Genomic DNA, 26,120 nt, shown 5'->3' with positions numbered 1-26,120 from the left:
GTTGTTGGTATCAGTTTTTGCCAATCCTAAACTATTGAACGTCGCAATCCGCGCGGTCACGCTGGCCATACGGTTTGGCTTGATCTTTATTCTTGCGATCTATCTCCCGCCCTCTGAAGTTGGCTTGTACGGTTTGATCGTGGTCACGGTCAGCTATGCCCTGTATTTTGTTGGTTTTGATTTCTACACCTTCAGTACGCGAGATCTCCTGAATCGACCAGCCCATCAGTGGGGGCGGTTGTTGTTTTCACAGGGTGTGTTTTTTGGTGGGCTGTACGCCCTGATGCTGCCGGTATCTCTTCTCTTGTTCGTTTTTGGCTTGCTTCCCTGGTGGCTGGCGGGGTGGGTAATGCTGTTGATTGTCTCCGAGCATCTGGCTCAGGAAGTATCGCGCCTGGCCATTGCCATGGGGCGCCCAGTATTTGCTTCACTCATGGTGTTTTTCAGGCAGGGTATCTGGGCTTTGCTGTTTATGGTCTGCCTGGTTTACTCCGAATCCTATCGATCTTTGGCTGTTTTACTGCCCTTTTGGGCTGCAGGTTCGGTGTTGAGTGTGCTGATGGGTGGGCTGCTGTTGCGTTCTATCAACTGGCGCAATCTCGGCGTTGAGTGGGCGTGGTTGAAAAAAGGCGTGCTCGTTGCGTTGCCGTTGCTGATTGCCACGCTTGCCTTGCGAGGCATCATGACGGTAGATCGATTTGCCTTTGAGGCATTGAATGGGCCGGATCTTCTTGGCGTATACAGCCTGTTCATGGGCATGGCGGGGGCCGTGTTGGCGTTTATGGATGCCGGCGTATTCGCGTTCCTCTATCCACGTATGATCACAGCTCACAATAGCGAAGACCTGTCTGGGTTTCTGTCAGCGAGGGCGACTCTGAAGAAACACACGTTGGTCTGGTCGATGGTTTTGGTGCTCGGCGGGTCAGTGGCAGGGCCCGTTCTGTTTAGTTTTCTGCCCAACGCAATCTATTTTGACCATTGGCCAATGTTCGTCGGGGTTTTGGTCTCCATGGGGCTTTTTGTAGTGGGGATGATCCCTCATTACGGCCTCTACGCGGTTTCCCGCGATAAACCCATCATTGCAGCCCATCTTATTGGGCTCTTGGTGTTTGTTTTGCTGGTGTTGGTTCTTGGCCAGACAAGTCCGGAATGGGCTGTGATCCTGGCGTTCGGAGGCGCATCGCTGGCAATTGGGATAATTAAACAGGTTTCATGCGCCCGGGTATTCCGAGCGATGGGAATCACTCATACTCTAAGTTGATCAATTGAGGATATTGAAAGCTTATGTTGCAAGGTAAAACTATTCTGGTCACTGGCGGCACTGGGTCATTTGGCCACAAGTTCATTCCGATGACTCTGGAAAAGTATAACCCGAAGAAAATCATTGTCTTCTCCCGAGACGAGATGAAACAGTGGGAGATGGCCAAGCTGTTCCAGGGTGACGATCGTCTTCGGTTCTTTATTGGTGATGTCCGTGACAGAGATCGTCTTTACAGGGCTTTGGATGGAGTCGATTACGTAGTGCATGCGGCCGCCACGAAGATTGTTCCCACCGCAGAGTACAATCCGTTCGAGTGTGTAAAGACCAATATCCATGGCGCCATGAATTTGATTGATGCTGCCATTGATAAGGGTATCAAAGGCGTTGTGGCGCTCTCGACGGATAAGGCAAGCAGCCCGATCAACCTGTATGGTGCCACCAAGCTGGCCTCAGACAAATTGTTTGTGGCGGGGAATTCATACGCTGGTGGCCATCAAACCAAGTTCTCAGTCGTGCGCTACGGTAATGTTATGGGCTCGCGTGGATCGGTTATCCCGTTCTTTATGTCCATCAAAGATAAAGGGGTTCTGCCGATTACAGACCCACGTATGACGCGTTTCATGATCAGCTTGGAGCAGGGCGTTGAGCTGGTTTGGCATGCCTTTGAAGATATGGTTGGTGGCGAGATTTATGTGAAGAAGATTCCTTCCATGAAGGTGACCGACCTGGCTCGCGTTGTTGCACCAGAAGCCAAGCAGGAAGTGGTAGGTATTCGGCCGGGTGAAAAACTGCATGAGCAGATGATTGGCGCGGAAGACTCTTATTTCACTTACGAGTATCCCGAACACTTCAAAATTCTGCCCAACATTAATGATTGGGGAACCTGCAAAGACCGGATTAAAGACGGTAAGCGTGTTCCGGAAGGGTTTGTCTACGCCAGTGACAATAATGATGAGTGGATGAGTGATGCTGAGCTGCAAGCTTGGATCGACCGTCATAACAGCGAAATTGGCAAGATTTGATCATGATTCCCTACGGAAAACAGGATATTAGCCAAGCCGATATTGATGCGGTTTTGGGCGTTTTGGAGTCAGACTTTCTGACCCAGGGCCCAATGGTACCCAGGTTTGAGCAGGCCGTGGCAAGCCACGTTGGCGCCAGCCACGCTCTGGCGGTGAATAGTGCGACGTCCGCGTTGCACATCGCCTGCCTGGCTTTGGGCCTTGGTAAAGGCGACTGGCTATGGACGACCCCCGTGACTTTCGTGGCGTCTGCTAACTGCGGTTTGTATTGTGGCGCAAATGTGGATTTTGTCGACATCGATCCCAAAACCTACAACCTTTGTCCAGAGGCGTTGAAGGCGAAGCTTGAGTCGGCAAAGCAGTCAAACCGATTGCCCAAAGTGGTAGTGGCCGTTCATTTGTGCGGCCAACCTTGCGATATGCAAGCGATCGACGGCTTGGCGAAAGAGTATGGTTTCAAGCTGATCGAAGACGCCTCCCATGCGATTGGCGGTAAGTATCAGGGCGAATTCATTGGCAGTTGTCGGTATAGCGATATAACCGTCTTCAGTTTCCATCCGGTGAAGATCGTGACTACGGCTGAAGGTGGTATGGCCGTAACCAATAGCGCAGAGCTGGCGGAAAAAATGAACCTGCTCCGTAGTCATGGTGTTACCCGAGACCCCGCCTTGATGACGCGTGAGCCAGACGGCCCCTGGTATTACCAGCAGGTGGACTTGGGTTTCAACTACCGGATGACCGAGCTACAGGCGGCGCTCGGCGTTAGCCAAATGGACCGGCTTGATGCTTTTGTGGCCCGCCGGCATCAGTTGGCAAAAAGATACGATAGACTGTTGAGCGATTTGCCTGTTGTATTGCCCTGGCAGCATCCAGACAGCTATTCTGGACTTCACCTCTACGTTGTCCGCCTAAAGCTGGATGTCATTTCCCGAACTCACCGGGAGGTGTTCGAGTCTTTGCGGGAACAGGGAATTGGGGTCAATCTGCACTACATTCCGGTACATACGCAGCCATTTTATGAGTCCATGGGCTTTGAGGCTGAAGCGTTACCTCAATCAATGGCTTACTACCGCGAAGCGATCAGCCTCCCTATGTTTCAGGGATTAACCGATGATCAGCAAGACGAAGTAGTTGAGGCACTCCGAGTGGCTCTGGCGGGAGAGTGATCATGACGTCAGTAGCGATCATACCCGCCCGAGGTGGCAGCAAACGTATACCCCGGAAAAACGTCAAAGCTTTCTTCGGTAAGCCAATGATTGCCTGGTCGATTGAGGCTGCGCTGAAGAGCGGGTGTTTCGAACGAATCATCGTTTCAACCGATGACGAAGAAATCGCTGCGGTTGCAAGGGAATACGGTGCAGAAACGCCTTTCATGCGTCCAGCAGATCTTTCCGATGACTATACCGGCACGATCCCGGTGATTCAGCATGCTGTCGCATGGCTGGCGTCCACTGGAGTTCCGGTGTCTCGGGTTTGCTGCCTGTACGCTACGGCTCCATTTGTGAGCTCAGATGATCTCATACGGGGGCAGGAGTTACTGGTTGGTGAGGGTTGCAGCTATGCGTTCTCGGTAACCAGTTACGCATTTCCTATCCAGCGGGCCATTCGAATCAAGGATGATGGTCGAATAGCGATGTTCAGCCCCGAGCACTTTCAAACTCGTTCTCAGGATTTGGAAGAGGCCTGGCATGATGCGGGCCAGTTCTATTGGGGTACAGCTGAGGCATGGAGGGAAGGTCGGCCGATTTTTTCAGAAGACGCCGTACCGGTTATCTTACCCAGGCATCGGGTTCAGGATATTGATACGCCGGAAGACTGGGATCGAGCAGAATGGTTGTTCCGCGCTATGCGGGAGCAAGGTGCAAGTTGATGCGTATTGCGTTTCGTGCGGATGCTTCAATCGATATTGGTACCGGCCACGTTATGCGTTGTCTGACGCTGGCGGAAGCTCTGCGCAGCAGGGGGCATGAGTGTCTGTTCATCGGTCGCGATCACCCCGGTAACCTTGAAGCATTGATTCGGCAAAAGGGATTTGAAGTTCACTTGTTGGCGCCAGGACGCTCCGATGCGCTAATCCCCGAGCAGGAAAGCGTGCCGGCTCATTCTGATTGGCTGGGCGTTCCCTGGCATTTCGATGCAGACCAAACCCGGAATATTGTGGGCGGAAGGCAGGTTGATTGGGTCGTTGTAGATCACTATGCTCTCGATGCTCGCTGGGAACAGGAAGTATCCCAGGTGGGAGCGAAGGTTATGGTTATTGATGATCTGGCCGACAGAAACCACCACTGCCGTTTATTGCTGGATCAGAATCTTGGTCGGCAACCAGAAGATTATGATGGTCTGACCAAGCCTGACTGTATCCGGCTCTGTGGCCCACGCTATGCGCTTCTGCGGCCCGAGTTCGCGGCTATGCGGAAGCTCAGTCTTGAGAGAAGGAGATCGCCAGAAGTAAGGCGAATCCTGATTACTCTTGGGGGGGTAGATCGGGAGAACGTTACTGGTGAAGTACTGAGAGTACTGTCTCGCAGCCGTTTGCCTCCGGAAACCGAGTTGGACATTGTGATGGGCGCATCTGCTCCCGGTCTGGACTCTGTTCGAGTTCAGGCAAGCAAACTCCCGTTCAGGGCGACGGTGAGCGTGAACGTGAGCGACATGGCCGAACGTATGTGTCTGGCGGACCTTTGTATAGGAGCTGCTGGAGGCACGTCTTGGGAGCGCTGTTGTCTTGGTTTACCGACAGTCCTGCTGGTTTTGGCAGAGAATCAGGAGGGGGGAGCCAAGGCTCTCGGCGATGTGGGTGCGGCAATTGTGGTCCGGCGCGAAGGTGAAAGCCTTGACGCGTTGGGGAGCGTCGTTGACCGGCTTTTGGGTTCTCATGAGCTTTCTGAGATTGGGCAAATGGCCTCGTCAGTCACAGAAGGCAACGGAGTTGAATCGGTGCTTGAAAAAATGATGCTCTGCTCGGAGGAACACTAGTGGAGAGCGATAGGCTCAGAAAAATGCAGGCTTCAGATCTCGAGTTGGTGCTTGCATGGAGAAATCACCCCAACGTCCGCCGCTACATGTATACGACTCATGAGATTGAGCTCAAGGAGCATTCTGCATGGTATGCCAAAGCGAGAGAAAACCCGGCCGTGCACCTGATGATCTATGAGCATGATGGGCGAGATCTTGGGTTCGTGAACATCACTCAAGGTCGGTGTGATTCAGTAGCCGATTGGGGGTTTTATATGTCTCCGGACGCTCCAAAAGGTATGGGGAAACTGCTGGGGAGCGCAGCATTATCGTTTGCGTTTGGTGATTTGCGTCTGCATAAGCTCTGCGGTCAGGCGCTTTCGTTTAACGAAAAATCGATCGCCTTCCACCGTCGGCTGGGCTTCAGGCAGGAAGGTGTGCTGAGAGAGCAGCATTATGACGGTGCCGTTTATCATGATGTCGTGTGCTTCGGGTTGCTGGAGCACGAGTGGCAGGCAAACATTTAAGGAATTCAAAGATGAGTAATCCGGTAATCTCGATCGCAGGTCGACAGATTTCACGTAATCATTCGCCCTATATCATTGCGGAACTCTCAGCGAACCATAATGGACGGCTCGAAACGGCTTTGCAGATTATTGAGGAAGCGGCTCGAGCCGGAGCTGATGCGGTGAAGCTGCAAACATACCGTCCAGACACTATTACTCTGGATTCCACTGCTGAAGATTTTCGAATTAAGGGTGGATTGTGGGATGGCCGCACTCTTTATGAGTTATATGAGGAAGCCCACATGCCCTGGGAGTGGCATGAACCTCTGTTCAAGCGCGCCAGAGAACTCGGTATCCCTATTTTCAGTTCTCCTTTTGATACTTCAGCGGTGGATTTGCTGGAAAATCTCAATGCACCGGCCTACAAGATTGCATCGTTTGAGGCTGTAGATCTTCCGCTCATTCGGTATGTTGCCAGTACCGGTAAACCCATGATTATTTCGACCGGCATGGCCGATGCAGAGGAAATTCAGGAGGCTATCGAAGCGGCTCGAGAGGGTGGGTGCAAGGAATTAGCGATTCTCCACTGCGTGAGCGGCTATCCTGCGCCAGCCGAGGACTATAATCTGCGTACGATTCCAGACATGATCGAGCGCTTCGGATTGGTAACAGGGTTATCGGATCATACGCTGGACAATACTACTGCGATTGCAAGTGTCGTTTTGGGTGCCTCGATTATTGAAAAGCACTTCACACTCGATCGGAATGGCGGAGGGCCGGATGATAGCTTCTCCCTCGAACCTGAGGATCTGACTGCATTATGTCGAGATAGCAAAACTGCCTGGAAAGCTCTTGGTGAGGTAGATTATGGCCGGAAATCCAGTGAGCAGGGTAATGCGCAGTTTCGACGTTCACTGTATTTTGTAAAAGATCTGAAGGCAGGAGATGTTGTCGACGTTGCCGCAATCAGAAGTGTAAGACCTGGCTACGGCGTTGCGCCGAAGTATATGGATGAGGTTATTGGAAAGCGCTTGAAGGTGGATGTGACCTGTAATTCGCCAGTTTCGTTTGAGCTGCTTTCGGATACCTGACGCACTGGTAGGGATGTGCGGTTGTCATGTAAGAACCCCCGAGCTCCTTCGGGGGTTCTTACATTTTCGTTACTGAAAACCACGACATCTTGCCGTAAAATGATCTCCCGTCTATCGATCTCTGCCGAAGTTAGCGTGTTTTTGCAATCTCGGCGGTAATTACATCCTAACTAGGGATTTTGATGTCAACTTCTGAGCGATTTTTCCTCGTAGAGCTGACTGCGGCTTTAGTCAGGAAAAGAAGAATATTCTGCATTAGCCTGTTAGCCCTGCTTGGCTTGGGAGGCGGGTATCAACTCTTTTCTGCGCCGACATATAAATTCGTCACCCTTGTGGAGGTAGCGCAAGACGGCGAGGGTACTTTGCTTCAGCCCGGTCCGGCAATTGTATCTTTCGTGGACAATGAGTGGCTCCCGGAAATCCGTAGAGAATTTCGGAATGAATGGGGCCACCCTCCGGGCTTTGGTTTAAGTGTGGATGTTATTGATGGGGGGTACGTGTTGCTCTCTTCGTATGGTAAAGAGCGCACCGAAGAAGAGGTAAAGTGGTTCCACTCAAATGTTACAAGCAAGTTAACTGAACGTCAGGCTGAGCTGGAGCTAAGAGCCCGAACAAAACTCGAATCGCAGATTACCCTTGCAAAAAGGGCGCTCGAGGCGCCAGAGGCACCGGAGTCCGCATCGTCGCCCGGTACTGATCTTTTTGAGACTCTGATCTCACTTGAGGGGAAACTCGCTGGCTTGCGCGCTGCAGACGTCAGGGTGATAGCGCAGCGGAAAGATGAGCCGCTGGGACTCGGGTTGCGGGTTAGATTAGGACTGGTGGTGTTTTTCTCACTGGTCGCATCCGTGATGGTTGTGCTTTCGTACTATTTCGTGCGCCAAGTTGCTGAGTTAGTTAAGGATGAGAATAATCCTTAACCTCCAGTCCGTTGGGTGTGTGGCATGACGTTCCGGTACGGGCTGGCTTGGCTAGTGTTGCCGTTGATAGCCGTTTTTGGTGCTTTTGGATACACGGGCTGGGTGTTTGAGGGTTATCATTGGGGCTATCTCGGTCTTATGTTGGCTTGGGTGATCGCCTTTGTTGTGGGTTTCGGTTTTACCGTGCAGGTCTTGCCACATCATCCGCATCGCGAGGCTCGTTGGCCAACGCCGGTAAGTATCAGGTGGGACTTGTTCGCCCTTTTGTTGGGTGCCCTTGCAATTGCTGCTTTGTTTTACGATCGCTACTATTTGAGAGGAATTGATTACTTTTCGGTTGGTATTGCAAAAAGTCGGTCTTTGCTCAACGAAGGAGTCCATGCCAGCACAGTTTATAGTGTGTTCGGTAACTTCTTTCTTTATTCCTATCTTTTTCCCTTAATCCGCTCGATTATTCAATGGGAAGAGCGACAGCCTCAAACCCTGCGTTTCATCTTGGTGTCTGTTTTTGTTGAATTAGTGGCGGCTTCTTTTTTAATGGGTGGCCGAACCGCAATCCTATTAACGATTATGGTCGGTTTGGCGAGCTTCGTTACACGGCATTTCCTGGGTAAGAGTTATCGACCTTCCTTTTTTACTCCTCTGAGACTAACTGTTATTGGGGTCTTGGCACTACTGACTTTCGGGTTGTTTTTCTGGTTCCGAAGTGTAGCCTTCGGCAGTGGTAATTCGTATTTATATTATCTGAATATATGTGGGCATCTTACCAAGGGTACGAATCTAGCCTGTGATTTTGGCATTGAATCTGGGCCTTGGAAAGATATCTCAAATTATTTCCATCTGGTCATGCTCTACGGAACGCATGGTGTGTGGTTCAGTGAATCTGTTATCTCATCAAGCTACCCTGAAAGTTTGGTTACACCACAGGGGCTTTTTGCTGTCTTTTTCTCGCGCTTTGGATTCGATGCCCCGCAGTCTGCCTTTGAGGGATATTGGATTCCCGCGGCAGGATCTTTGACGAGTGATTTTGGCATTGTTGGCATGTTGAGCGTTTCTGCTGCTTTTGGAGTGCTGGCTGCGGGCAGTATCCGGCATTTAAGGGTGGGGGATATGGGGTTCGCGGTGTATTCTACCGTATTCCTGATTGCACTCTGGCTGTTATCATTCTTGATTTTCCCGTTTAACTTGCCCGGCCTTCTTCTGGCGGTCTTGCTTGGCTTTTTTTTAGGCGGACTCTTTCTGATGGCCGCTACGTTAAAACAATTGGTTAATACAAGGTTTTCATGAAAATAGGTCTCACCAATCTTTTCTCGTTCAGGCCGCATGTTGAGCATTTGGAGTTTTTGGCTCAATTGCTGGAGGAGGCTGGTCATGAGGTCGTCTTCTTTACTTGCGACTCTGCGGTTGAAACCTGTTATATCCGAGAGCTCCGCAATCGGTCACGGCTCCGGGAATGCGCGCAGTGTATTGCCGGTGGTGTCCGTAGTTACCGTACAGCTGGCGTGACTTCGGTGGGCAAGGATCAAGGTGTATTGACGGATTCTGAAGTTGACGATTTGGCCTTGTCCAGCTCGGCAACGCTGACGAGAACTGAGTCGGAGCTTGAATGGGGTGAGCCGGAGGTTCGCGAGATTAGAGCGAGACTGGCAGGTCCCATCAAGCAGGTCTACCAGAGCGCGCGAAAATGGATCAAGGACGAGCAGATTGAAGGGGTTATTTGTTTTAACGGCAGAATGGACCTGCCCCGTGCGGTGACCTATGCATGCGAAAGTATGGGCGTGCCTTTTATTACGCATGAAAGGACCTGGTTTGGGGATGGAATTCAGTTGATTCCCAATGGAAACTGCCTGTCGTTAAGAGCACTCGGAGAATTGGTAAGGGAATTTGACGATAAGCCGCTGACTGCTGCCCAGGCGGCTTATGCCGGAAAGCTCATCGGTTCCAGATTCTTACAGAGAAACTCCCTTGAGTGGCGACTTTACAATAAGAACCCAGAGCCGGCCCCTTGGCCACTGAAGTCTGATGGCAAAAGAGTGTTGGTGCTCCCCAGTAGCAAGAATGAGTTCGCTGGTCATGATGAGTGGCTTACCGAGTGGAAAGATAATACCGAGGCATTAGACGATTTCTTTGATGCTTTCGGGATTCGGGCTGGTCAAGTCGTTCTCCGTTGCCATCCCAACTGGGGGGAAAAGATCGGCAACGTGGATGGTGATCGATCTCTCCGCCTTTATACCCAGTGGGCCGAAAAAAGGGGGATCTATTGTATTCGCAGTGAGGAGAAGGCAAATACCTACGACCTGATTCAACAGGCAGACATCGTTGTTCTCAATGGAGGAAGTTCTTCTGTCGAGGCCGGTGCGTGTGGCAAACAGGTCGTCTGTCTCGGGCCATCAACATATCAGGATGCCGGTTTCGTTCACGTTTTTCGCTCGAGAAACGAGCTGTTCAACAGCAGTTCCCAGCTTGACCTGGATCCCGAGTTGATTCGTCGAAAGACATTGAGATTTTTATACGTTCGATCGCATAGGTTTCCGCAGTTTGTGCCATTTGTGAAGGCGATTGAAACGACTAAATACAGGTATTTCAAGGGTGCGGATGCATCTGTCGTCATCGAGATGTTCAAGCAGGGACGAATCGAACCAGACGATCCGCAGTTTGCCGAATCGGATGTCGGCGAGAATGAGGTAGTTCAGGCAATGGAACAGGCAGATTGGGGAAAATTGGCTGATTACTCGGTTCCAATTGAGCCGGGGGAACCGCTATCTATTAAAAGACGCCCGGGCTTTCGCTGGATTGACAGCTTGAGGGCAAAGTTCGCTAGAGGAGACCGGGCGCAATGATAAGTAGTCAACCAAGAGTGTCTGTCGTTATGCCGGCCTATAACGCCAGTGCTTTCATTGCCGAGACCATTCAATCAGTGTTGGGGCAATCCGTTGAAGACTGGGAGTTGATTGTTGTCGATGATTGCTCAACAGATAACACCCGAGAGGTAGTGACGGCTTTATCTAACGAAGATTCCCGTATTCGCCTGATTGCGCTGGAGAAGAACTTCGGTGGCCCGGCAGGGCCACGGAATGTCGGGGTCAAGGCAGCTCGTGCTGATCTTGTCGCGTTCCTGGACTCAGATGATATCTGGCATCCAGAAAAACTACGGCTTCAGCTCGAAGTGATCAATAATACTGAGGCCGCGTTTGTTTGCACCGCAATGACCGATTTTGTTGATGAGAGTCATCTGTCATTTCCCTCCATCGATAATGTGGAGCAGACCAAGGTGACCTATTGGAGCCAGACTGTCAGAGCTCAGATTCCTACTTCGAGTGTAATTGCGTCTAAAGCGTTGTTGATGCGAGCTCCGTTCAGGGAGGACTCGGATTACAAAGCGGTCGAGGACTATCATTGCTGGTTGCAAGTGCTGCAAATGGTCGGTGTCTGCGTGAAACTTCAGGTTCCGCTGCTTTATTACCGCAGAAGCGAGGGTCAGATTTCCGGCTCCAAGCTGATGATGATGAAAAAGGTTTTGATGGTTCACCGGGAGTACCCGGGGCGCTCTCGCATCGCTGCGTTGGCCTTCACTTTTACGCACGTTCTGGGTGGTTTTTACTTCCGATTTTTGAAGAAGGGTATGTGATATGCGGATTCTGGTAACTGGTGGTGCGGGCTTTCTCGGCTCCCACTTGTGCGAACGGCTGCTCTCCGAAGGGCATGATGTCTTGTGTGTTGACAACTTTTTCACAGGGCGAAAACGCAATATTGCTCATTTGATGAGCAATCCCTATTTTGAGGTGATGCGCCATGACGTCACCTTTCCGTTGTACGTCGAGGTTGATCAGATTTACAACCTTGCCTGCCCTGCTTCTCCTGTTCACTATCAGCACGATCCAGTCCAGACCACGAAAACGAGTGTTCACGGGGCTATAAACATGCTTGGTCTTGCCAAGCGGTTGGGTGCGAGAATTTTTCAGGCCTCTACAAGCGAAGTTTACGGGGATCCTGAGGTACATCCGCAATCGGAAGGGTACTGGGGTAAGGTAAACCCGATAGGAATCCGTTCTTGTTATGACGAGGGGAAGCGCTGTGCTGAAACGTTGTTCTTCGACTACTACCGTCAGCACAACCTCTCAATCAAAGTTGCTCGCATATTTAATACGTATGGTCCGCGAATGCATCCGAACGATGGCCGGGTTGTCAGCAACTTTGTTGTTCAAGCATTGCGTGGAGAAAACATAACGATCTATGGTGAAGGTCAGCAAACCCGTAGTTTCTGCTATGTTGACGACTTGATTGAGGGATTTGTCAGGCTCATGAATGCGCCGGAAGATTTGACTGGGCCGGTTAATCTTGGAAATCCGAATGAGTTTACGATACGGGAACTTGCAGAGCGAGTCATAGAGTTAACAGGTTCTTCCTCGACGCTCATTTTTAAGCCCCTGCCAGAGGACGACCCCAAGCAGAGGCAACCTGATATTTCCTTGGCAAAAGATCGGCTCAAGTGGTCCCCGACCATTGAGTTGGAGGAAGGACTTACCAAAACCATATCTTATTTTGATGAGCTTTTAAAAATAGCGGACCTTGACTGATATATGGGGGCGCCAAAAAGAGTCTTGGTCACTGGTGCATCAGGGTTTATTGGTCGTGCGTTGTGTAAGCGACTAGTGGATCAAGGGTTTTCAGTTCGTGCTGTTATTCGTCCAGGTGGCGATGAGCCAGTGCAAGGCGTGTCCTATGTGGCACTAGATCTGGAAACAACGACAGATGTACAAGACTTGGTTCGGGATGTTTGCTACGTGGTTCATCTTGCTGGTCGAGCTCATGGCAAAGGTGGCAAAGCTGAGCAGACCCTTCATTCATTTGTGAAAAGTAATGTTGATCCGACACGCGCTTTGGCTGAGGCTGCGGCGACGGCAAAAGCTTGTCGGTTTGTGCTGTTGAGTTCTATCGGGGTGCATGGAGACAAAAGCGAAGGACAGCCTCTTAGAGAGGACAGCGAGCTGAAGCCACACGCCAATTACGCTGAGTCTAAGGTATTGGCCGAGCAGGTACTTCAAGATGCTTTGGCGGACCAGGAAACGAGCTACGCAATCATTAGGCCGACCTTGGTATATGGAGTGAATGCTCCAGGTAACTTTGCGCGATTGATCAAGGCATGTCGCAGTCCAGTTATGTTGCCGTTGGGAATGGCAACTAATCGTAGAAGTTTTGTCTCCGTTAACAGCCTCATTGATCTTATTGTTCTTTGTATGGAACAAAAGGCGGCCAAGAACCAGGTATATGTTGCTGCTGATAAATACCCTGTTTCTACAAAGGATCTGATTGTATCCATCAGATCGGGGATGAATAAAAGGCCGGGGGTCTTCCCCTTTCCAAGAACTCTAGCTAGATCAACATTTTTGTTATTAGGGAAACGCCCGATATATCAACAACTTTTTGGCGATCTTGTTGTAGATGCCGGTAAAGCCGTTCGAGAATTAGGGTGGCAAAACGTGGCAAATACACTGGACGAGGTAAAAAGGCTTGGGCGTGAGGAGGTGTCCCTGTGATACGGCTTTTGGATATTTGGATCGCTTTTGTGGGACTGATTGTTGGCTTTCCAATCATGGTACTTTTGTACTTGGTAGGCTTGCTTGACACCGGGTCACCAATTTTTGTTCAGGAGCGGGTAGGACGTCACGGGAAGCCTTTTAGGCTCGTTAAATTTCGGACGATGAGGAAGACCGCGGCTTCCGTTGCCACGCATTTGGCCAATGTTGATGACATAACCCGTTTTGGCCGATTTCTGCGAGGCTCGAAGTTGGATGAGCTTCCTCAGTTATGGAATGTACTGAAAGGTGATATGAGTCTTGTTGGTCCCAGGCCTTGTTTGTTTAGTCAGCAGGAGTTGATTCAGGAGCGCGAAAAACGAGGTGTGCTGGACGCTAGGCCCGGGATCACCGGTCTCGCTCAAGTCAGTGGTATTGACATGTCAACGCCCGAGCTTCTGGCCAAGACTGACTCGGAGATGCTTCAATCGTTGAGTGTCGGGAAGTACTTTGCCTACATCATCCAGACTGTTTCAGGAAAGGGAGCAGGTGATCGGGTACGTCGTGGAGGCTAAAAACTTGGCTAGTAGAATCATTGAAGCTGTGTTGAATTGGTCTCGGCCCCAGAAGCGTTCTGTATCTGTGGTAGTCGATTTTGTCTTATTATCGGTCGCTATTTGGGGTGCGTTTGCACTTAGATTTGAATCAAGTACCTGGTTGCCAGACAGCAAACAACTGGCAGTTTCTTTGGCTACGGTCTTCGTTACCATTGGCGCCTTTGTTAAGTTGGGTCTGTATCGAGCGGTTATCCGTTATCTTAGCGAGCACGCTTTTCTGGCCATTATCATTGGTGTTGCTTTCTCCAGTGTGTCATTGATTGTCTGTGGTTTTCTATTTCAAGCTCTGGTTCCGCGTTCTGTTCCAGTCATATATGGAGCCTTTGCGTTTCTGCTTGTGGCCGGGACGCGTTTCACGATCAGGTCTGTTGTGAGACGCCCACGAGAAAAGGCAAAGAATAGCGTTTTAATTGTAGGAGCTGGCGCAAAGGGCATGCAGTTGGCTTCCGCTCTCGCGCAGGGTGTTGAGTATCGGCCGGTTGGATTTGTTTCATTGCTCAAAGGGAATCACCGCTCGGTTATCGGTGGATTACCGGTCTATTCGGTTGAACATCTGGACAAGGCTGTAAGGGAGCTTGATGCATCCCGGGCGTTACTGGCTCTAGAGGATGCGATACCAGTAAACAGGAAGCAGTTACTCGCGTCTTTGGAAAAATTGTCCATTCCGGTTCAGACAGTCCCGTCTATGTCCGAACTCGTTGCCGGTCAGGCACGAATTAACGACATCAGGGATTTGGAGATTGAGGACCTATTGGGGCGTGATCCTGTTCGGCCTGATACGGCAATTGTATCTGAGAGCCTTTACGGAAAATCGGTGATGGTAACCGGCGCCGGTGGTTCCATCGGCTCTGAGTTGTGTCGACAGATTATCCGGCACAAGCCCAGAATGTTGGTTCTGTTTGAACAATCTGAGTTTTCACTGTACTCCATTGAGCGAGAACTTCGGTCGATCAGTCAGATCGAAAATCTTGATGTGACCATACACGCGATTCTTGGAAGTGTGACCCATAGAAGGCGGTGTGAGGCCGTTTTGAAGGCTTTTGGTGTGCAAGCGGTCTATCATGCGGCTGCATACAAGCACGTGCCTTTGGTAGAGCATAACGTCATCGAAGGCATACAGAATAATGTGTTTGGTACCTGGCATACGGCCGAAGCGGCCATAGCAGCAGGTGTCGAGCGATTTGTGTTGATCTCAACAGATAAGGCCGTTCGCCCAACCAATGTGATGGGTGCGACCAAGCGTATGGCAGAGCTTGTGCTGCAGGGCTTGTCGCAGCGCCAGAGCCAGACTGTTTTCTCTATGGTGCGCTTCGGGAATGTGCTGGGGTCTTCTGGGTCTGTGGTACCTCTTTTTCGAGACCAGATTCGTGATGGTGGGCCAGTCACCGTTACGCACCCGGATATCATCCGCTACTTCATGACCATTCCGGAAGCCAGCCAGTTGGTGCTGCAGGCTGGTAGCATGGGGCAGGGGGGAGAGGTTTACGTGTTGGATATGGGAGAGCCGGTAAGAATAGCCGACCTTGCCCGTAAGATGATCCACTTGATGGGGCTTGAAGAGAAAACTTCAGAATCTCCGGGCGGCGATATTGAGATTGTCTATACCGGGTTACGGCCGGGGGAAAAGCTTTTCGAGGAATTGTTGATAGGCGATAACCCCCAGGGTACGGCTCACCCAAGAATATTGATGGCGCGCGAAGTGTCATTGACATGGGATGAAGTTGAGGAGTATCTGGGGCGACTCACAAGAGCCAGCCAGAGCTTTGACTGTAAAGCCGCATTGAATATTTTAATAGAAGCCCGAACGGCCTATGCGCCTAACGGTGATGTGGCTGATCTGGTTTGGTGTAAAACCGGGGCGGCAATTCCTGAACACCACGATAAAGATGGCAAAGTCCTTCGCTTGAGCTGACTGCATGGAAGTGTTCCGCCAGAGACATCAACAAGGATTGTTGAATGATTGAGATAAAACACCACGGTGCTGTGAATGGCGTCACTGGCTCCTGCCATGAGCTCCAGGTCTCGGACTTTGGTATTCTGATTGATTGCGGTCTTTTCCAGGGGAAGGAGAAAGGCGCGGCCTCTTCCGCCACGGAGCTGGCGATAGACTTCCCCATTGATCATATCCGCGCACTTGTGGTCACTCACGTCCATATTGATCACGTTGGGCGGATTCCCTATCTTCTGGCAGCTGGATTTGAGGGGCCCATTATCTGCTCTGAACCCTCTGCCATTATGCTGCCGGAAATCCTCGAGGATGCGCTGAAGATCGGCTTTACCCGGGATCGGGCTTTGATTACCCGGGTTTTGGACCGTATACGTAGCCAACTGGTGCCGCTGCCCTATGGCCAGTGGCATGAGCTGGTTTCTGAGGGCGATGCTGCGCTGAAAATCAGGTTACAGAGGGCCGGGCATATTCTCGGTTCTGCCTACGTGGAATGCGAGCTCCACGATGGCCATCGCAACGAACGTATCGTATTCAGCGGGGATCTTGGCGCGAGTCACGCACCACTCCTGCCCGAGCCGTTATCACCTGAGAAGGCTGATCGCCTGATCATCGAAAGCACATACGGCGATAAGAACCACGAAGACCGGGAAAGCCGCCGCTATCGATTGAAATCGGTTCTTGAGCATGCCCTGGAAGACGGCGGTACGGTGCTGATTCCGGCATTCAGTATCGGGCGCACCCAGGATCTGCTTTATGAGATCGAAGGACTGATTGCCGAGTTTGGGGAGACTGAGATTTCGCAGTCGAGTGCAGAAGGCTCCTCTGGACCACTCCGATGGCAGAATCTGGAAATTGTTGTGGATTCGCCGCTGGCCGCTGAATTCACCCGAATCTATCGGGATCTCAAGCCATTTTGGGATGACGAGGCCCGGGAACTTGTCAGTGCCGGCCGGCATCCTCTGTCGTTTGAGCAGCTCACGGTGATCAATTCCCACGAGGACCATTTGAATGCGGTTGAGTATTTGGCTCGTACTCATCGTCCCTGCGTGGTTATTGCGGGGTCTGGTATGTGCGCTGGTGGAAGGGTGGTGAATTACCTCAAGGCGATGCTGGGCGATGCCCGAAATGATGTGGTTTTTGTGGGGTATCAGGCGGCTGGAACGCCAGGGCGGGATATTCTGACTTACGGGCCGCGTGGTGGATGGGTGGAGCTGGACGGAGAACGATATGGCATTTCGGCTCGTGTTCACTCGGTCGGTGGTTATTCTGCTCACGCCGGGCAGGATGATTTGCTTCGGTTCATTGCAGGTATTCCTGAGACGCCCGCCGAAATTCGCGTTGTCCATGGCGATTCGGGTGCCAAGCGCGCTTTTAAGCTGGCGTTGGAGGCAATGGCGCCGGATTCTGATATTCTGATTCCAGTAGGATAACGGGGTGAGCATGCGCTGATCATGCGACCGTTCGCCCAAGCGCTTAGACCTTATTTAAGGCAGGAGAATATATGAAAAGGATTGCGGTAATCGGCCTTGGTTACGTGGGCTTACCATTGGCGGCTGCATTCGGCGAAAAGCGTGAGGTGGTTGGCTTTGATATCAACCCCAAACGGATTGCCGAGCTGAAGGATGGCATTGATTTCACGCGCGAGGTGAGCCGGGATGAACTGGCGGCGTCGTCGAAACTGTCGTTTACGGATTCTCTGGATGGCATTGCCGATTGCCAGGTCTACATCGTGACCGTGCCAACCCCGATTGACGAATACAAATCGCCAGACCTTACCCCGTTGGTAAAGGCCAGTGAGAGTGTGGGTAAAGTCCTCAAGAAGGGTGACATCGTTGTTTATGAATCCACGGTGTTCCCCGGTGCGACTGAAGAAGTCTGTGTGCCGGTTCTGGAAAAGATGTCCGGCCTCAAGTTCAATCAGGATTTCTTTGCCGGTTACAGTCCGGAGCGTATCAACCCGGGCGATAAGGAACACCGCGTTACCACCATTATGAAGGTAACCTCCGGCTCCACGCCCGAGATTGCCGATGAGGTAAATGATCTTTACGCCGGCATCATTACTGCGGGAACCCATAAGGCCAGTTCCATCAAGGTAGCGGAAGCGGCAAAGGTCATTGAAAATACTCAGCGGGATTTGAATATTGCGCTGATGAATGAGCTGTCGATGATTTTTGCCCGCATTGGGATCGATACCCATGAAGTGTTGGCCGCTGCTGGCACTAAATGGAATTTCCTGCCGTTCAAACCCGGATTGGTCGGCGGGCATTGTATTGGTGTAGATCCGTATTACCTCACCCATAAAGCTCAGGCCATTGGTTATCATCCTGAGATTATTCTTGCTGGTCGCCGTGTGAACGACAATATGGGGCCGTACGCAGCCGCCGAACTGGTTAAGGCGATGATCAAGAGGGGACATACCATTGCCAATTCGCGTGTATTGGTCATGGGGCTAACGTTCAAGGAAAACTGTCCGGATTTGCGTAATACCCGCGTTATTGATGTGGTTAATGAGTTAAAGGATTTCGGTTGTCAGGTAGATGTCACCGATTGCTGGGCCAATAATGAAGAAGCCGAACATGAGTATGGTATTTCTCTGGTCCCCGAACCGAAAGCCGGTGAATATGATGCGGTATTTCTTGCGGTACCGCACCGCGAATATACCGCTCTTTCAGCGGAGCAACTGCGTGCTTATACCAATAGCAACGGCGTTTTATTTGATTTGAAGGGTGTGTTGCCGTTAGGGCAGGCGGATTTACGCCTTTGATCTTTAGGTGAAATACAAAGCCGGCCATTGTGCCGGCTTTTTTGTTAAGTGGATTTAAGTAATTAATTTTGCCTCGTTTCGGTTTCTCTATTATTATTTGTTTCGACTTTCGGTCATATTCAATCAGTATTTAAAACCCCACGATAAAAGGTTTTATTTCCATGGCAAAGATTAATGATTATTACCAGAAGAAGCAGCTGATGGAAAAGCTGGCCGCCGAGCTGGAGAAGCTCGAAAAGGACCAGGCACTGAAAAGCGAACTGGAATTCGAAAACAAAGTTCGCGATTTGATGAAAGAGTATGACAAATCACCGAAGGACGTTCTGCAGATTCTGTCTGCTATTGATCCTTCTATCGCTGGCGCCAAGGCCGAGACTGCAACCGGTACCCGTGCCAAGCGTCCGCTGAAAACCTATAAAAACCCGCACACTGGTGAAGTGGTAAAAACCCGCGGTGGTAATCACAAGACTCTGAATGAGTGGCGTGAAAAGCACGGTAAGGAAGCGGTACAGAGCTGGCAGCAGGATTAACTGCTTATCCCCCTCCCTCAATAGAGGGAGGGGGATATTAACTGATTACGACTTTGTTCCGCCCGCTTTCCTTGGCTTTATATAAAGCCTCATCTGCCTTTTGCATCCACTGCATATAGTTCTCTGGCGTTTCAGTTAATTGCGCGATGCCCATGCTTACTGTGTAGCGAATATCGCCTGCCGTTGTGCTAACCGTGCTGTTCTCAATCGCCTCACGAATGCGCTCGCAAATGACCCGGGCACTCTCGGCATCGGTTTCTGGCAAAATAATGCCGAACTCTTCACCGCCATAGCGGCCGGCGCTGTCCGATTGCCGGATGTTATTGCGAGTGACCTCGGCGGTATGGCGAATCACCTCGTCTCCGGCCAGGTGGCCGTAGGTGTCATTCACCGGTTTGAAGTGGTCGATATCGAACATCACCAGGCTTGTGGCCTGGCCATAGCGCCGGAAACGTTCATATTCGGCATCCACCAGGTTTTCCCAGGTGCCCCGGTTCAGCAGCCCTGTTAGCCGGTCTGTCATGCTGAGTTTCGCCAGTTGTTCGTTTGCACGTTCCAGGGCCCGTTTGCTGCTGGCGAATTCGGTTACGTCGTAAATCAGCAGGCACACCTTCTCCACCTCTCCGTTCGGAGCGGTGATCGGGCTGATGGTCAGGTTCTGGAACATGTATTCTTCCGTGCCTGTGATCGGGCGTGTATTCCGGAACTTGAACAGGTAAGGGCGCTGTTCCCAGGACGTAAAGGCCCGGGTGTTCAGCATGGCGACGGCGTCTACCTTTCGGGTAAGCCAGGCTTCCGGGATGTCCGGAAAGGCTTCGAACAAAACCTTGTCCTGAATCTGGCTGGCGGTAATGCCACTGTGGTGTTCCATGAAGCCGTTCCATGCCTGGACGTGGAAATCCAGGTCCAGCACGACCAGCCCCACCTCGACGGATTCGAGCATGTCCATCAGCCAATGGAATTCGTTGGCGCCCTGATTAAAGGCCATAGTCAATCCACCAGATACGCGAGGCGTTTTTCAAGAAATGGGATGGAGTCCTCGGTTAGCAGGATCAGCATGTTGCAGCGGATATCCCGGTTTTCCAGAGCATAGCTGATCTCAATACACAGCAGCTGTTCTTCCCGCTTGCTGTGATGATCCAACAGTTCGTTAACCGGGCGGTGCTGGCCGAGAACGGTCGGATGACCCAGGCCCAGCTTCAGGTCGAGTTGATCGCCAATACCGTTGATGAACGCGCCAAACAAGATGCTCGACATATCCATGAGCACTTCCACGTTCACGGATTCGCCTTCCAGCACGTCATAGTGAAGCAGTTCGGCCATTTCCCGGAAACTGGCGTCTTCAAACAGCAGGAGGGCCTCGCCTGCGATACCGGCGCCGGTAAAGCCCTGGCAAACGGCTGAGTAGTCTTCTGCTCGCTGCGCAGCCGATATTGCCATGTGCAGCTCGGAGTTGGCGATAAACGCAACTTTGGGGATAGGTTGTTTGACAAATACCTTCAGCAGCCGGGCCAGCAAGTCGGAGGAGCGCCCCATGGCGACGTTGGATATCTCCTGCAGGTAATCACTCAGGCTTACCGATATTTCCGGACTGGCTGCCTCTCGGGTATGAAGGCTGGCGTCGTTAAGGGCAGTGTCTTCGAGTTCGGAAGGGCGATAGAAACCGTACTCTTCGAGCAGTCGGGAAACAACGCCGGTGTCGGTTGGCTTTTTGATGAAGTCGATGGCACCCAGTCTGCGCACACGTTCCCGGGCTTCCGGCTGAATGTCGCCCGAGACCACGATGGTCAGAACTGGAAGATCCTCTGAGCGGATGTGTTCCAGCACCTGGTAGCCGTCGAGTTCCGGCATGTTCAGGTCCAGAAATAACAGCTCGGCTTTCTGATCGCGAAGTATGGTTAGCGCCTCCTTGCCATCTTTGGCGAAGAGGATGTCGTCTGCCAGGCCGGGTGGCAGAGCTTTGGCCATTTGTTTGCGCGCCAGTGCAGAGTCGTCGCAGATCAATATTCTGGTGGTCATGGAGTGCCGTTTGGGGCCTTTAACGAAAGGGCGTAAGTATACCAATCTCAAGCGTTGTGTATATGCGGGCTACATTACAAGTTCGCTAAGCTACATATTGGTTCCTAAGTTAGTTTAGTCCTGTGACGAACATCAAGCTTGAACAACAAATGACGGCCAGGTAATGAATGAATGTGATGTACCTCACTCAATGTACGAGGCTCGGTCGGATATAGTCGTGTTGCGGTCAAAAAGAAACAGTTTGTTACAAAGAATAACGGGCCGCATGCCAGCATCGAAATAGTAAAACCAGCGGGCAGGCATGGAGTCGGGTGTCGAAACTGACTCACTAAAACAATCAGAGACACAATCTATGACAACGCAAGCGTACGGATGCGCTGCCCTTGCCATGCTCTGCCTGGGTATTTCGCCCGTTTCCCAGGCAGAACTGGAGCCCATTTCAGACAATGCGATGGGCGAGGTAACCGGGCAGGCCTTTATGCAGATTGAAAACATCCCCGGCCAGAACCATGAGTTCACGCGCATGACGCTGACCATGGATGTAGAGACCCGTGTGAATATTGACGATATTCAGGCCGGCCAGATCAATGGCGGCACGGACTTCTCTGCCACCCACCTGGCCCTTGGTCATATCGCCCGTAACGACGGCGAGATCTTCAATGGCAAGACCTACAATGCCGGGGATGAAATTCCTTTCGAAGCGCGCATGCCCTACATCGAACTGGCGGAGGATGCCGCGGGCCTTGCCGGATTCCGCATGGGGTTTGGGCAGGCAAGGGGCTCGGTGTCGTCCCATACCACCAGCTTCAGCGGCGACATCGGCCTGAAAGTGCAGGATGCAACCGGTGCGGTTTACGATACCTATCTGTTTGATGGCGATGGTGGCGCGGCCACCAACTACCGTGCCTCTCACATTGGTATTGATCCCAACTCCTGTGTTTCCGGAGCTAACTGCACGCCACTTACCCACCTGCAATCACTGACCATAGGTGAGGATAACGGCAGTGCCGATGGCACCATCGGGTTTACAGATGCGTTTTTCGTCGGTTTTCAGCGCGATGACGGCGTAGCCTGGCAAACGCTGGACGGTGCCAACACCATCAGTGTTGGGAAAGGGGTATTTATTAACCTGCCTACCAACATGACCGTGGATCTGAGCCAACTTGTTGGCCCGGATGGCATTGACCGCCTGCGCACCCATCAGACGGATATGGGTACCAAGCTGTTTTGATTTTGCTAGACTCCTGCCTCTGAACCAACACGCAGGAGTCTTCCTTTGATCCGCTCTTTCTACTGGCACGATTACGAAACCTTTGGCGTAGACCCGGTTCATGACCGGCCCTCCCAGTTTGCGGGTGTGCGCACCGATGCGGATCTGAATATCATCGAAGACCCGCTGGTGATCTATTGCAAGCCAGCCGACGATTACCTGCCATCCCCCGAAGCCTGCCTGATTACTGGTATTACTCCCCAGAAAGCGTTGGAGGACGGATTTCCGGAAGCCGAGTTTATCGCCCAGATTAATGAGGCTTTCAGCCAGCCCGGTACCTGTGCCGTGGGCTACAACAGCCTGCGGTTTGATGATGAAGTGACCCGGCATACGCTGTATCGCAATCTCCGGGATCCCTACGCCAGGGAATGGCAGAACGGAAACTCTCGCTGGGACATCATTGATATGGTGCGGCTGACCTACGCCTTGCGGCCGGAAGGTATCCACTGGCCCCGCAAAGAAGATGGCAGCCCGAGTTTCAGGCTGGAAGAGCTGACGGTGGCCAATGGCATTGCTCATGAGGCTGCCCACGATGCCATGTCGGATGTGCTGGCCACCATTGCCGTGGCAAAGCTGATCAAGGAAAAGCAGCCCAAACTGTTTGATTTCGTTCTGAACAATAAAGACAAACATTCCGCGCGGCAAATGCTGGATACCGCCGCTATGAAGCCGGTGTTTCATATTTCTGCTAAATATCCGGCTACAAGAGGTTGTTGTGCGTTGGTGGCACCGTTGGCAGAGAGCCTGAGCAACAAAAACCAGGTGATCGTTTACGATCTTCGGGAAGACCCGGAGGCGCTGATCAATGCCTCGGTCGAGGAGATACGTGAGCGGGTATTTACGTCTCAGGCGGAACTGGGGGAGGGTGTTAGCCGCTTTCCACTGAAAGGCGTGCAATTGAACAAGTGCCCTGTGCTGGCGCCAGCGACCATGCTCTCCACGCTGTCACAGGAGCGGTTGGCCGAGCTGGAGCTGGATGGAGACGTACTGCGGGCCAACCTGGCCAAACTGCGCAAAGCACCAGATCTGCCCGCCCGCATTGCCCAGGCCTTCGAACAGGATTTCCAGGGCAGCGACCTGACCGATCCCGACGAGCAACTGTACGCGGGCGGGTTTATCAGCAAAACCGACCGGGAGAAACTCAACTGGTTGCTGACCCAGCCCGTGGAAACCCTGGCCGAGCAGGAAGTGAGGTTTGAAGATGCGCGCCTGCCGGAGATGCTGTTCCGTTACCGTGCCCGCAACTATCCGGATACCCTGATTGGCGAGGAAATGGAGCGCTGGGAGCAGTTTCGTACCGAACGGTTGATGCAGCCGAAAAAGGGGTGGCGTTCATTGGAGGCTTACGGTCGGGAACTTCAGCGATTGGCCTCTGATCCTGAGCTGACGCCCAAAAAGCAGCAGGTTCTGGAAGATCTACATCTTTACGGTGAATCTTTGATTCCCTACCTGTAGCGAATTGAAGACCCCGGGCATCCTCGCGTGAGGATTGTCCCGGGATCTGGGTGGCGCCGATTAGCGCCGACGCTGGAAATACACGCTCAGGTTCTGCCCCATCAGGCTTTGAACTTCACTACCCAGGGCTTCCGCCTGGATCTGGCGCTGTACCGGGCCGGTGGCCAGGCTGTGGCCATCTTCGTCCCGGGCTTTAATCAGCTTCCACTCCACTTCATTGCTCACCAGGGCCAGCAGCTCTTTGAGCTGGTTGGCGTCTTGCGGCCGGAACCATCGATCGCGGCAGCCGCCCAGGCTGTAGAAGTCCTCGTCCTTCAGCAGCTCTGTCCAGAGGGTATCTTGCCGGTTGGCCAATACCATCCTGCGAAGTTGACGCAGGGCGGTACGAGTGGGCTGCAGATTGTGCTCCGCGACCAGGCGGCGAATCTGTTTGTCGCCCTGGGTTTGCTCGGCCAGCGCCGTGTGCATGTGCACAATGGCACCGGTGTTCGAGGCAGTATTGATGAGTGCGGCCAGAGAAAGCTCGGTCATGGCCGGTGAGGGCACACGGCCCACTTCCACCCAATGGACCTTGTGACCATCGGCCACAAAACGCTGTGCGATGGACCAGGGCCAGAACACGATGTTGTCCATGTTCAGGCTCTGGGCCATGCGGGTGCCTTTGGCGATATTGGCCAGGGATTCATCAACTGCAATCACTTCGACATCGTTCAGGTATTGCGCCAGCTCCATGGCTCGCTGGCCAGACTGAGCGCCGCACACCATAATCCGCAACGCGGCGGGGAGGTTGTCGGTGTTCAGGCCAAGTTCCTGCGCCATCACGGCTTTCAGGCTGGTCTCCGTCCGATAGGCCAGCTGGCTCCAGGCCGGCCATGCCTGGGGCACATCGGTTTTCTCCAGGCAGAGTTCCTCGGCTTTTTCGTCAAAATTCTGCTTGATGGCCTCTTCTTCTGCCCGGTTGTAGTAGCTGGCTGCCATAATGGGTTGCATGGCCAGTGGCCAGTCCACCAGGTTCCATTGGCCGAGTTGAACTGCAAAGTTCTGGTGGAAAAGCGCACCATACATGGCGCTGATCATCAGAGAGCCAATCAGGGCCTCTTGAGGTTCCCCTACGGCGAATTGCGCCATGATGCTTTCATTGATGGTGGCCGCCAGGCGTTCCTCATCGTCTTCCGCGGCCAGCGCGAAGCCGGTGCGGTCGGCGTATTCCGCGATCGCCAGGCAGAGGGGCTGCAGTTCGTCCCTCAGGCTGGCCGTTTGAGCGACCTCCGCCATAATGGCGCGGCGCAGTAGCACCACCAGTTCTTCCACAGCGGCATTGGGCATCAGAGTTTTCTGGAGCGCCAGGATCAGCAATTCATCTTCTGCCGCGGCATCCAGGAAGATTTCGGCGTTAGGGTTATCCAGGTCGTATTGCTGCTGGATGATTGCGCCGACAAAGTGGCCGATTTCCTGGTGTGGCAGACCTTCTTGCCGAAGCAGGGCAATGGCGTCCAGCGCCAGATCGCTGTCGGCTTTGTGAACCTGAAGGTGCTGCGCGCAGGAGAGCATGCCGGAATAGACAGAATCCCATTCCGATCCGCTTTGGAGTAGCTTGCGGTAGTGCAGATAGGCAACATCAAACTGGCCTTGCAGCCGTTTGGCATGAGCAACGCCGCAGAAAGCGGCGGCAGATTGCCGGTCGCATTCCAGTGCCTGCAGGAAATACTCCTCCGCCAGGGCGGGGCGCTCGCTCTTCAGTGCCCAATAGCCCAGGTTGCAGTATTGCTGGGCCTGCGCCGGTTGCCGATTGAGACTGGCATTGAACAGGGCATGGGCCTTTTCAAGCTGGCCGTCGTCCATCTCCACTCGGCCGAGCAGACCAAGGGCCGCTGCGTGATCGGCCTCCAGCGCCAGCGCCTGATTCAGGTATTCCCGGCATTCATTGCGCGCTTTCAGCCGCTGAATGTAGGAGAGCCCGTTGCTGTTGGACTCGCCGTACGCCAGGTTTGCCTGGAGCACCAGGCGCGCGACCTGAGCCTGAACGGAGCGGGAAAGATGCGCGTTATGATGTTGTACTTGCATGGAACACCTCGTTACCAGCCAATATCCGATGCGGCAAAGGTCTGCAGTTTTTTGACGGTTTGCCGGGGTTTGGGGGAGGTGTAGCGAAAGGTGTGCCAGTTTCAGTTTTGTCCATAGTCGTGTCTGTTTACAGCGACGAGTTGAAGGTTTTGGTTATACTCGGGCCTCGATGCCAGGAAAAG

The 26,120-nt window shown here is 52.5% G+C and carries 23 protein-coding genes; 20 read left to right on the top strand and 3 right to left on the bottom strand.

All coding sequences use genetic code 11. The features are described 5' to 3' along the window. The first annotated feature begins 1 nt into the window (after window position 1). The 18 genes from MARHY_RS12135 (at window position 2) to MARHY_RS12050 (ending at window position 19,130) form a co-directional block, all read left to right on the top strand. Window positions 2-1,261, top strand: a complete 1,260-nt coding sequence (locus tag MARHY_RS12135; protein WP_014422063.1) for a lipopolysaccharide biosynthesis protein — start codon at window positions 2-4, stop codon at window positions 1,259-1,261. 23 nt (window positions 1,262-1,284) lie between these two features. Further along, the gene (pseB, locus tag MARHY_RS12130; protein WP_014422062.1) at window positions 1,285-2,283 is read left to right on the top strand and encodes a UDP-N-acetylglucosamine 4,6-dehydratase (inverting); all 999 of its coding nucleotides are present in this window, start codon (window positions 1,285-1,287) and stop codon (window positions 2,281-2,283) included. 2 nt (window positions 2,284-2,285) lie between these two features. Further along, window positions 2,286-3,449 (top strand): UDP-4-amino-4,6-dideoxy-N-acetyl-beta-L-altrosamine transaminase, encoded by a 1,164-nt coding sequence (gene pseC / locus MARHY_RS12125; RefSeq protein ID WP_041654866.1) that lies wholly within the window; start codon window positions 2,286-2,288, stop codon window positions 3,447-3,449. Window positions 3,450-3,451: 2 nt separating this feature from the next. Beyond that, window positions 3,452-4,153, top strand: a complete 702-nt coding sequence (pseF, locus tag MARHY_RS12120; protein WP_041654863.1) for a pseudaminic acid cytidylyltransferase — start codon at window positions 3,452-3,454, stop codon at window positions 4,151-4,153. Then, window positions 4,114-5,259, top strand: a complete 1,146-nt coding sequence (gene pseG, locus MARHY_RS12115; RefSeq protein ID WP_014422059.1) for a UDP-2,4-diacetamido-2,4,6-trideoxy-beta-L-altropyranose hydrolase — start codon at window positions 4,114-4,116, stop codon at window positions 5,257-5,259. Before pseF ends, pseG begins: the two co-directional genes overlap by 40 nt. Beyond that, window positions 5,259-5,765: a UDP-4-amino-4,6-dideoxy-N-acetyl-beta-L-altrosamine N-acetyltransferase gene (gene pseH, locus MARHY_RS12110; protein ID WP_226374328.1), complete on the top strand. Its 507-nt coding sequence runs from the start codon at window positions 5,259-5,261 to the stop codon at window positions 5,763-5,765. Before pseG ends, pseH begins: the two co-directional genes overlap by 1 nt. Window positions 5,766-5,776: 11 nt before the next feature. After that, window positions 5,777-6,835 carry a pseudaminic acid synthase gene (gene pseI / locus MARHY_RS12105; protein WP_014422057.1) on the top strand — a complete coding sequence of 353 codons (1,059 nt, stop codon included), beginning with the start codon at window positions 5,777-5,779 and terminating at the stop codon, window positions 6,833-6,835. A 182-nt stretch (window positions 6,836-7,017) separates the two neighbouring features. Beyond that, a complete protein-coding gene (locus MARHY_RS12100) occupies window positions 7,018-7,755 on the top strand; it encodes a Wzz/FepE/Etk N-terminal domain-containing protein (protein WP_041654858.1) in 738 nt (245 codons plus the stop codon). Window positions 7,756-7,779: 24 nt separating this feature from the next. Next, the gene (locus MARHY_RS12095; protein WP_158011888.1) at window positions 7,780-9,042 is read left to right on the top strand and encodes a hypothetical protein; all 1,263 of its coding nucleotides are present in this window, start codon (window positions 7,780-7,782) and stop codon (window positions 9,040-9,042) included. Continuing rightward, window positions 9,039-10,595: a hypothetical protein gene (locus tag MARHY_RS12090; protein ID WP_014422054.1), complete on the top strand. Its 1,557-nt coding sequence runs from the start codon at window positions 9,039-9,041 to the stop codon at window positions 10,593-10,595. The genes MARHY_RS12095 and MARHY_RS12090 overlap by 4 nt, the downstream gene beginning before the upstream one ends. After that, a complete protein-coding gene (locus tag MARHY_RS12085) occupies window positions 10,592-11,383 on the top strand; it encodes a glycosyltransferase family 2 protein (protein WP_014422053.1) in 792 nt (263 codons plus the stop codon). Before MARHY_RS12090 ends, MARHY_RS12085 begins: the two co-directional genes overlap by 4 nt. Before the next feature lies 1 nt (window position 11,384). Next, window positions 11,385-12,332 carry a UDP-glucuronic acid decarboxylase family protein gene (locus MARHY_RS12080; protein WP_014422052.1) on the top strand — a complete coding sequence of 316 codons (948 nt, stop codon included), beginning with the start codon at window positions 11,385-11,387 and terminating at the stop codon, window positions 12,330-12,332. Between the two features lie 3 nt (window positions 12,333-12,335). Then, the gene (locus MARHY_RS12075) at window positions 12,336-13,292 is read left to right on the top strand and encodes an NAD-dependent epimerase/dehydratase family protein (RefSeq protein WP_014422051.1); all 957 of its coding nucleotides are present in this window, start codon (window positions 12,336-12,338) and stop codon (window positions 13,290-13,292) included. Further along, window positions 13,289-13,846, top strand: coding sequence for a sugar transferase (locus tag MARHY_RS12070; RefSeq protein WP_014422050.1), 558 nt, complete (start codon window positions 13,289-13,291; stop codon window positions 13,844-13,846). The genes MARHY_RS12075 and MARHY_RS12070 overlap by 4 nt, the downstream gene beginning before the upstream one ends. Before the next feature lie 16 nt (window positions 13,847-13,862). Continuing rightward, the gene (locus MARHY_RS12065) at window positions 13,863-15,800 is read left to right on the top strand and encodes a polysaccharide biosynthesis protein (protein WP_041655555.1); all 1,938 of its coding nucleotides are present in this window, start codon (window positions 13,863-13,865) and stop codon (window positions 15,798-15,800) included. A 44-nt stretch (window positions 15,801-15,844) separates the two neighbouring features. Next, window positions 15,845-17,266, top strand: coding sequence for an MBL fold metallo-hydrolase (locus MARHY_RS12060; protein ID WP_014422048.1), 1,422 nt, complete (start codon window positions 15,845-15,847; stop codon window positions 17,264-17,266). 71 nt (window positions 17,267-17,337) lie between these two features. Then, a complete protein-coding gene (gene tviB, locus MARHY_RS12055; RefSeq protein WP_014422047.1) occupies window positions 17,338-18,600 on the top strand; it encodes a Vi polysaccharide biosynthesis UDP-N-acetylglucosamine C-6 dehydrogenase TviB in 1,263 nt (420 codons plus the stop codon). 161 nt (window positions 18,601-18,761) lie between these two features. Next, window positions 18,762-19,130 (top strand): histone-like nucleoid-structuring protein, MvaT/MvaU family, encoded by a 369-nt coding sequence (locus MARHY_RS12050; protein WP_014422046.1) that lies wholly within the window; start codon window positions 18,762-18,764, stop codon window positions 19,128-19,130. Window positions 19,131-19,167: 37 nt separating this feature from the next. Here MARHY_RS12050 and MARHY_RS12045 read toward each other — a convergent pair whose 3' ends face one another. Further along, a complete protein-coding gene (locus MARHY_RS12045) occupies window positions 19,168-20,118 on the bottom strand; it encodes a GGDEF domain-containing protein (protein ID WP_014422045.1) in 951 nt (316 codons plus the stop codon). A gap of 2 nt (window positions 20,119-20,120) precedes the next feature. Next, window positions 20,121-21,149, bottom strand: a complete 1,029-nt coding sequence (locus MARHY_RS12040; RefSeq protein ID WP_014422044.1) for a response regulator — start codon at window positions 21,147-21,149, stop codon at window positions 20,121-20,123. Window positions 21,150-21,501: 352 nt separating this feature from the next. On the opposite strand from MARHY_RS12040, the gene MARHY_RS12035 reads away from it, so the two are divergent. Together MARHY_RS12035 and sbcB are read left to right on the top strand one after the other, a co-directional pair. Continuing rightward, complete coding sequence (locus tag MARHY_RS12035) at window positions 21,502-22,380, top strand: DUF6160 family protein (RefSeq protein ID WP_041654854.1); 879 nt, start codon at window positions 21,502-21,504, stop codon at window positions 22,378-22,380. Window positions 22,381-22,425: 45 nt separating this feature from the next. Continuing rightward, window positions 22,426-23,874: an exodeoxyribonuclease I gene (gene sbcB, locus MARHY_RS12030; protein ID WP_014422041.1), complete on the top strand. Its 1,449-nt coding sequence runs from the start codon at window positions 22,426-22,428 to the stop codon at window positions 23,872-23,874. 60 nt (window positions 23,875-23,934) lie between these two features. Here the strand turns inward: sbcB and MARHY_RS12025 are convergent, their stop codons facing one another. Continuing rightward, window positions 23,935-25,938, bottom strand: coding sequence for a tetratricopeptide repeat protein (locus MARHY_RS12025; protein WP_014422040.1), 2,004 nt, complete (start codon window positions 25,936-25,938; stop codon window positions 23,935-23,937). Window positions 25,939-26,120 lie beyond the last annotated feature (182 nt).

This window comes from Marinobacter nauticus ATCC 49840 (assembly GCF_000284615.1).
Lineage (GTDB): Bacteria > Pseudomonadota > Gammaproteobacteria > Pseudomonadales > Oleiphilaceae > Marinobacter > Marinobacter nauticus.
This window is presented reverse-complemented; position numbering and strand designations above follow the sequence as displayed.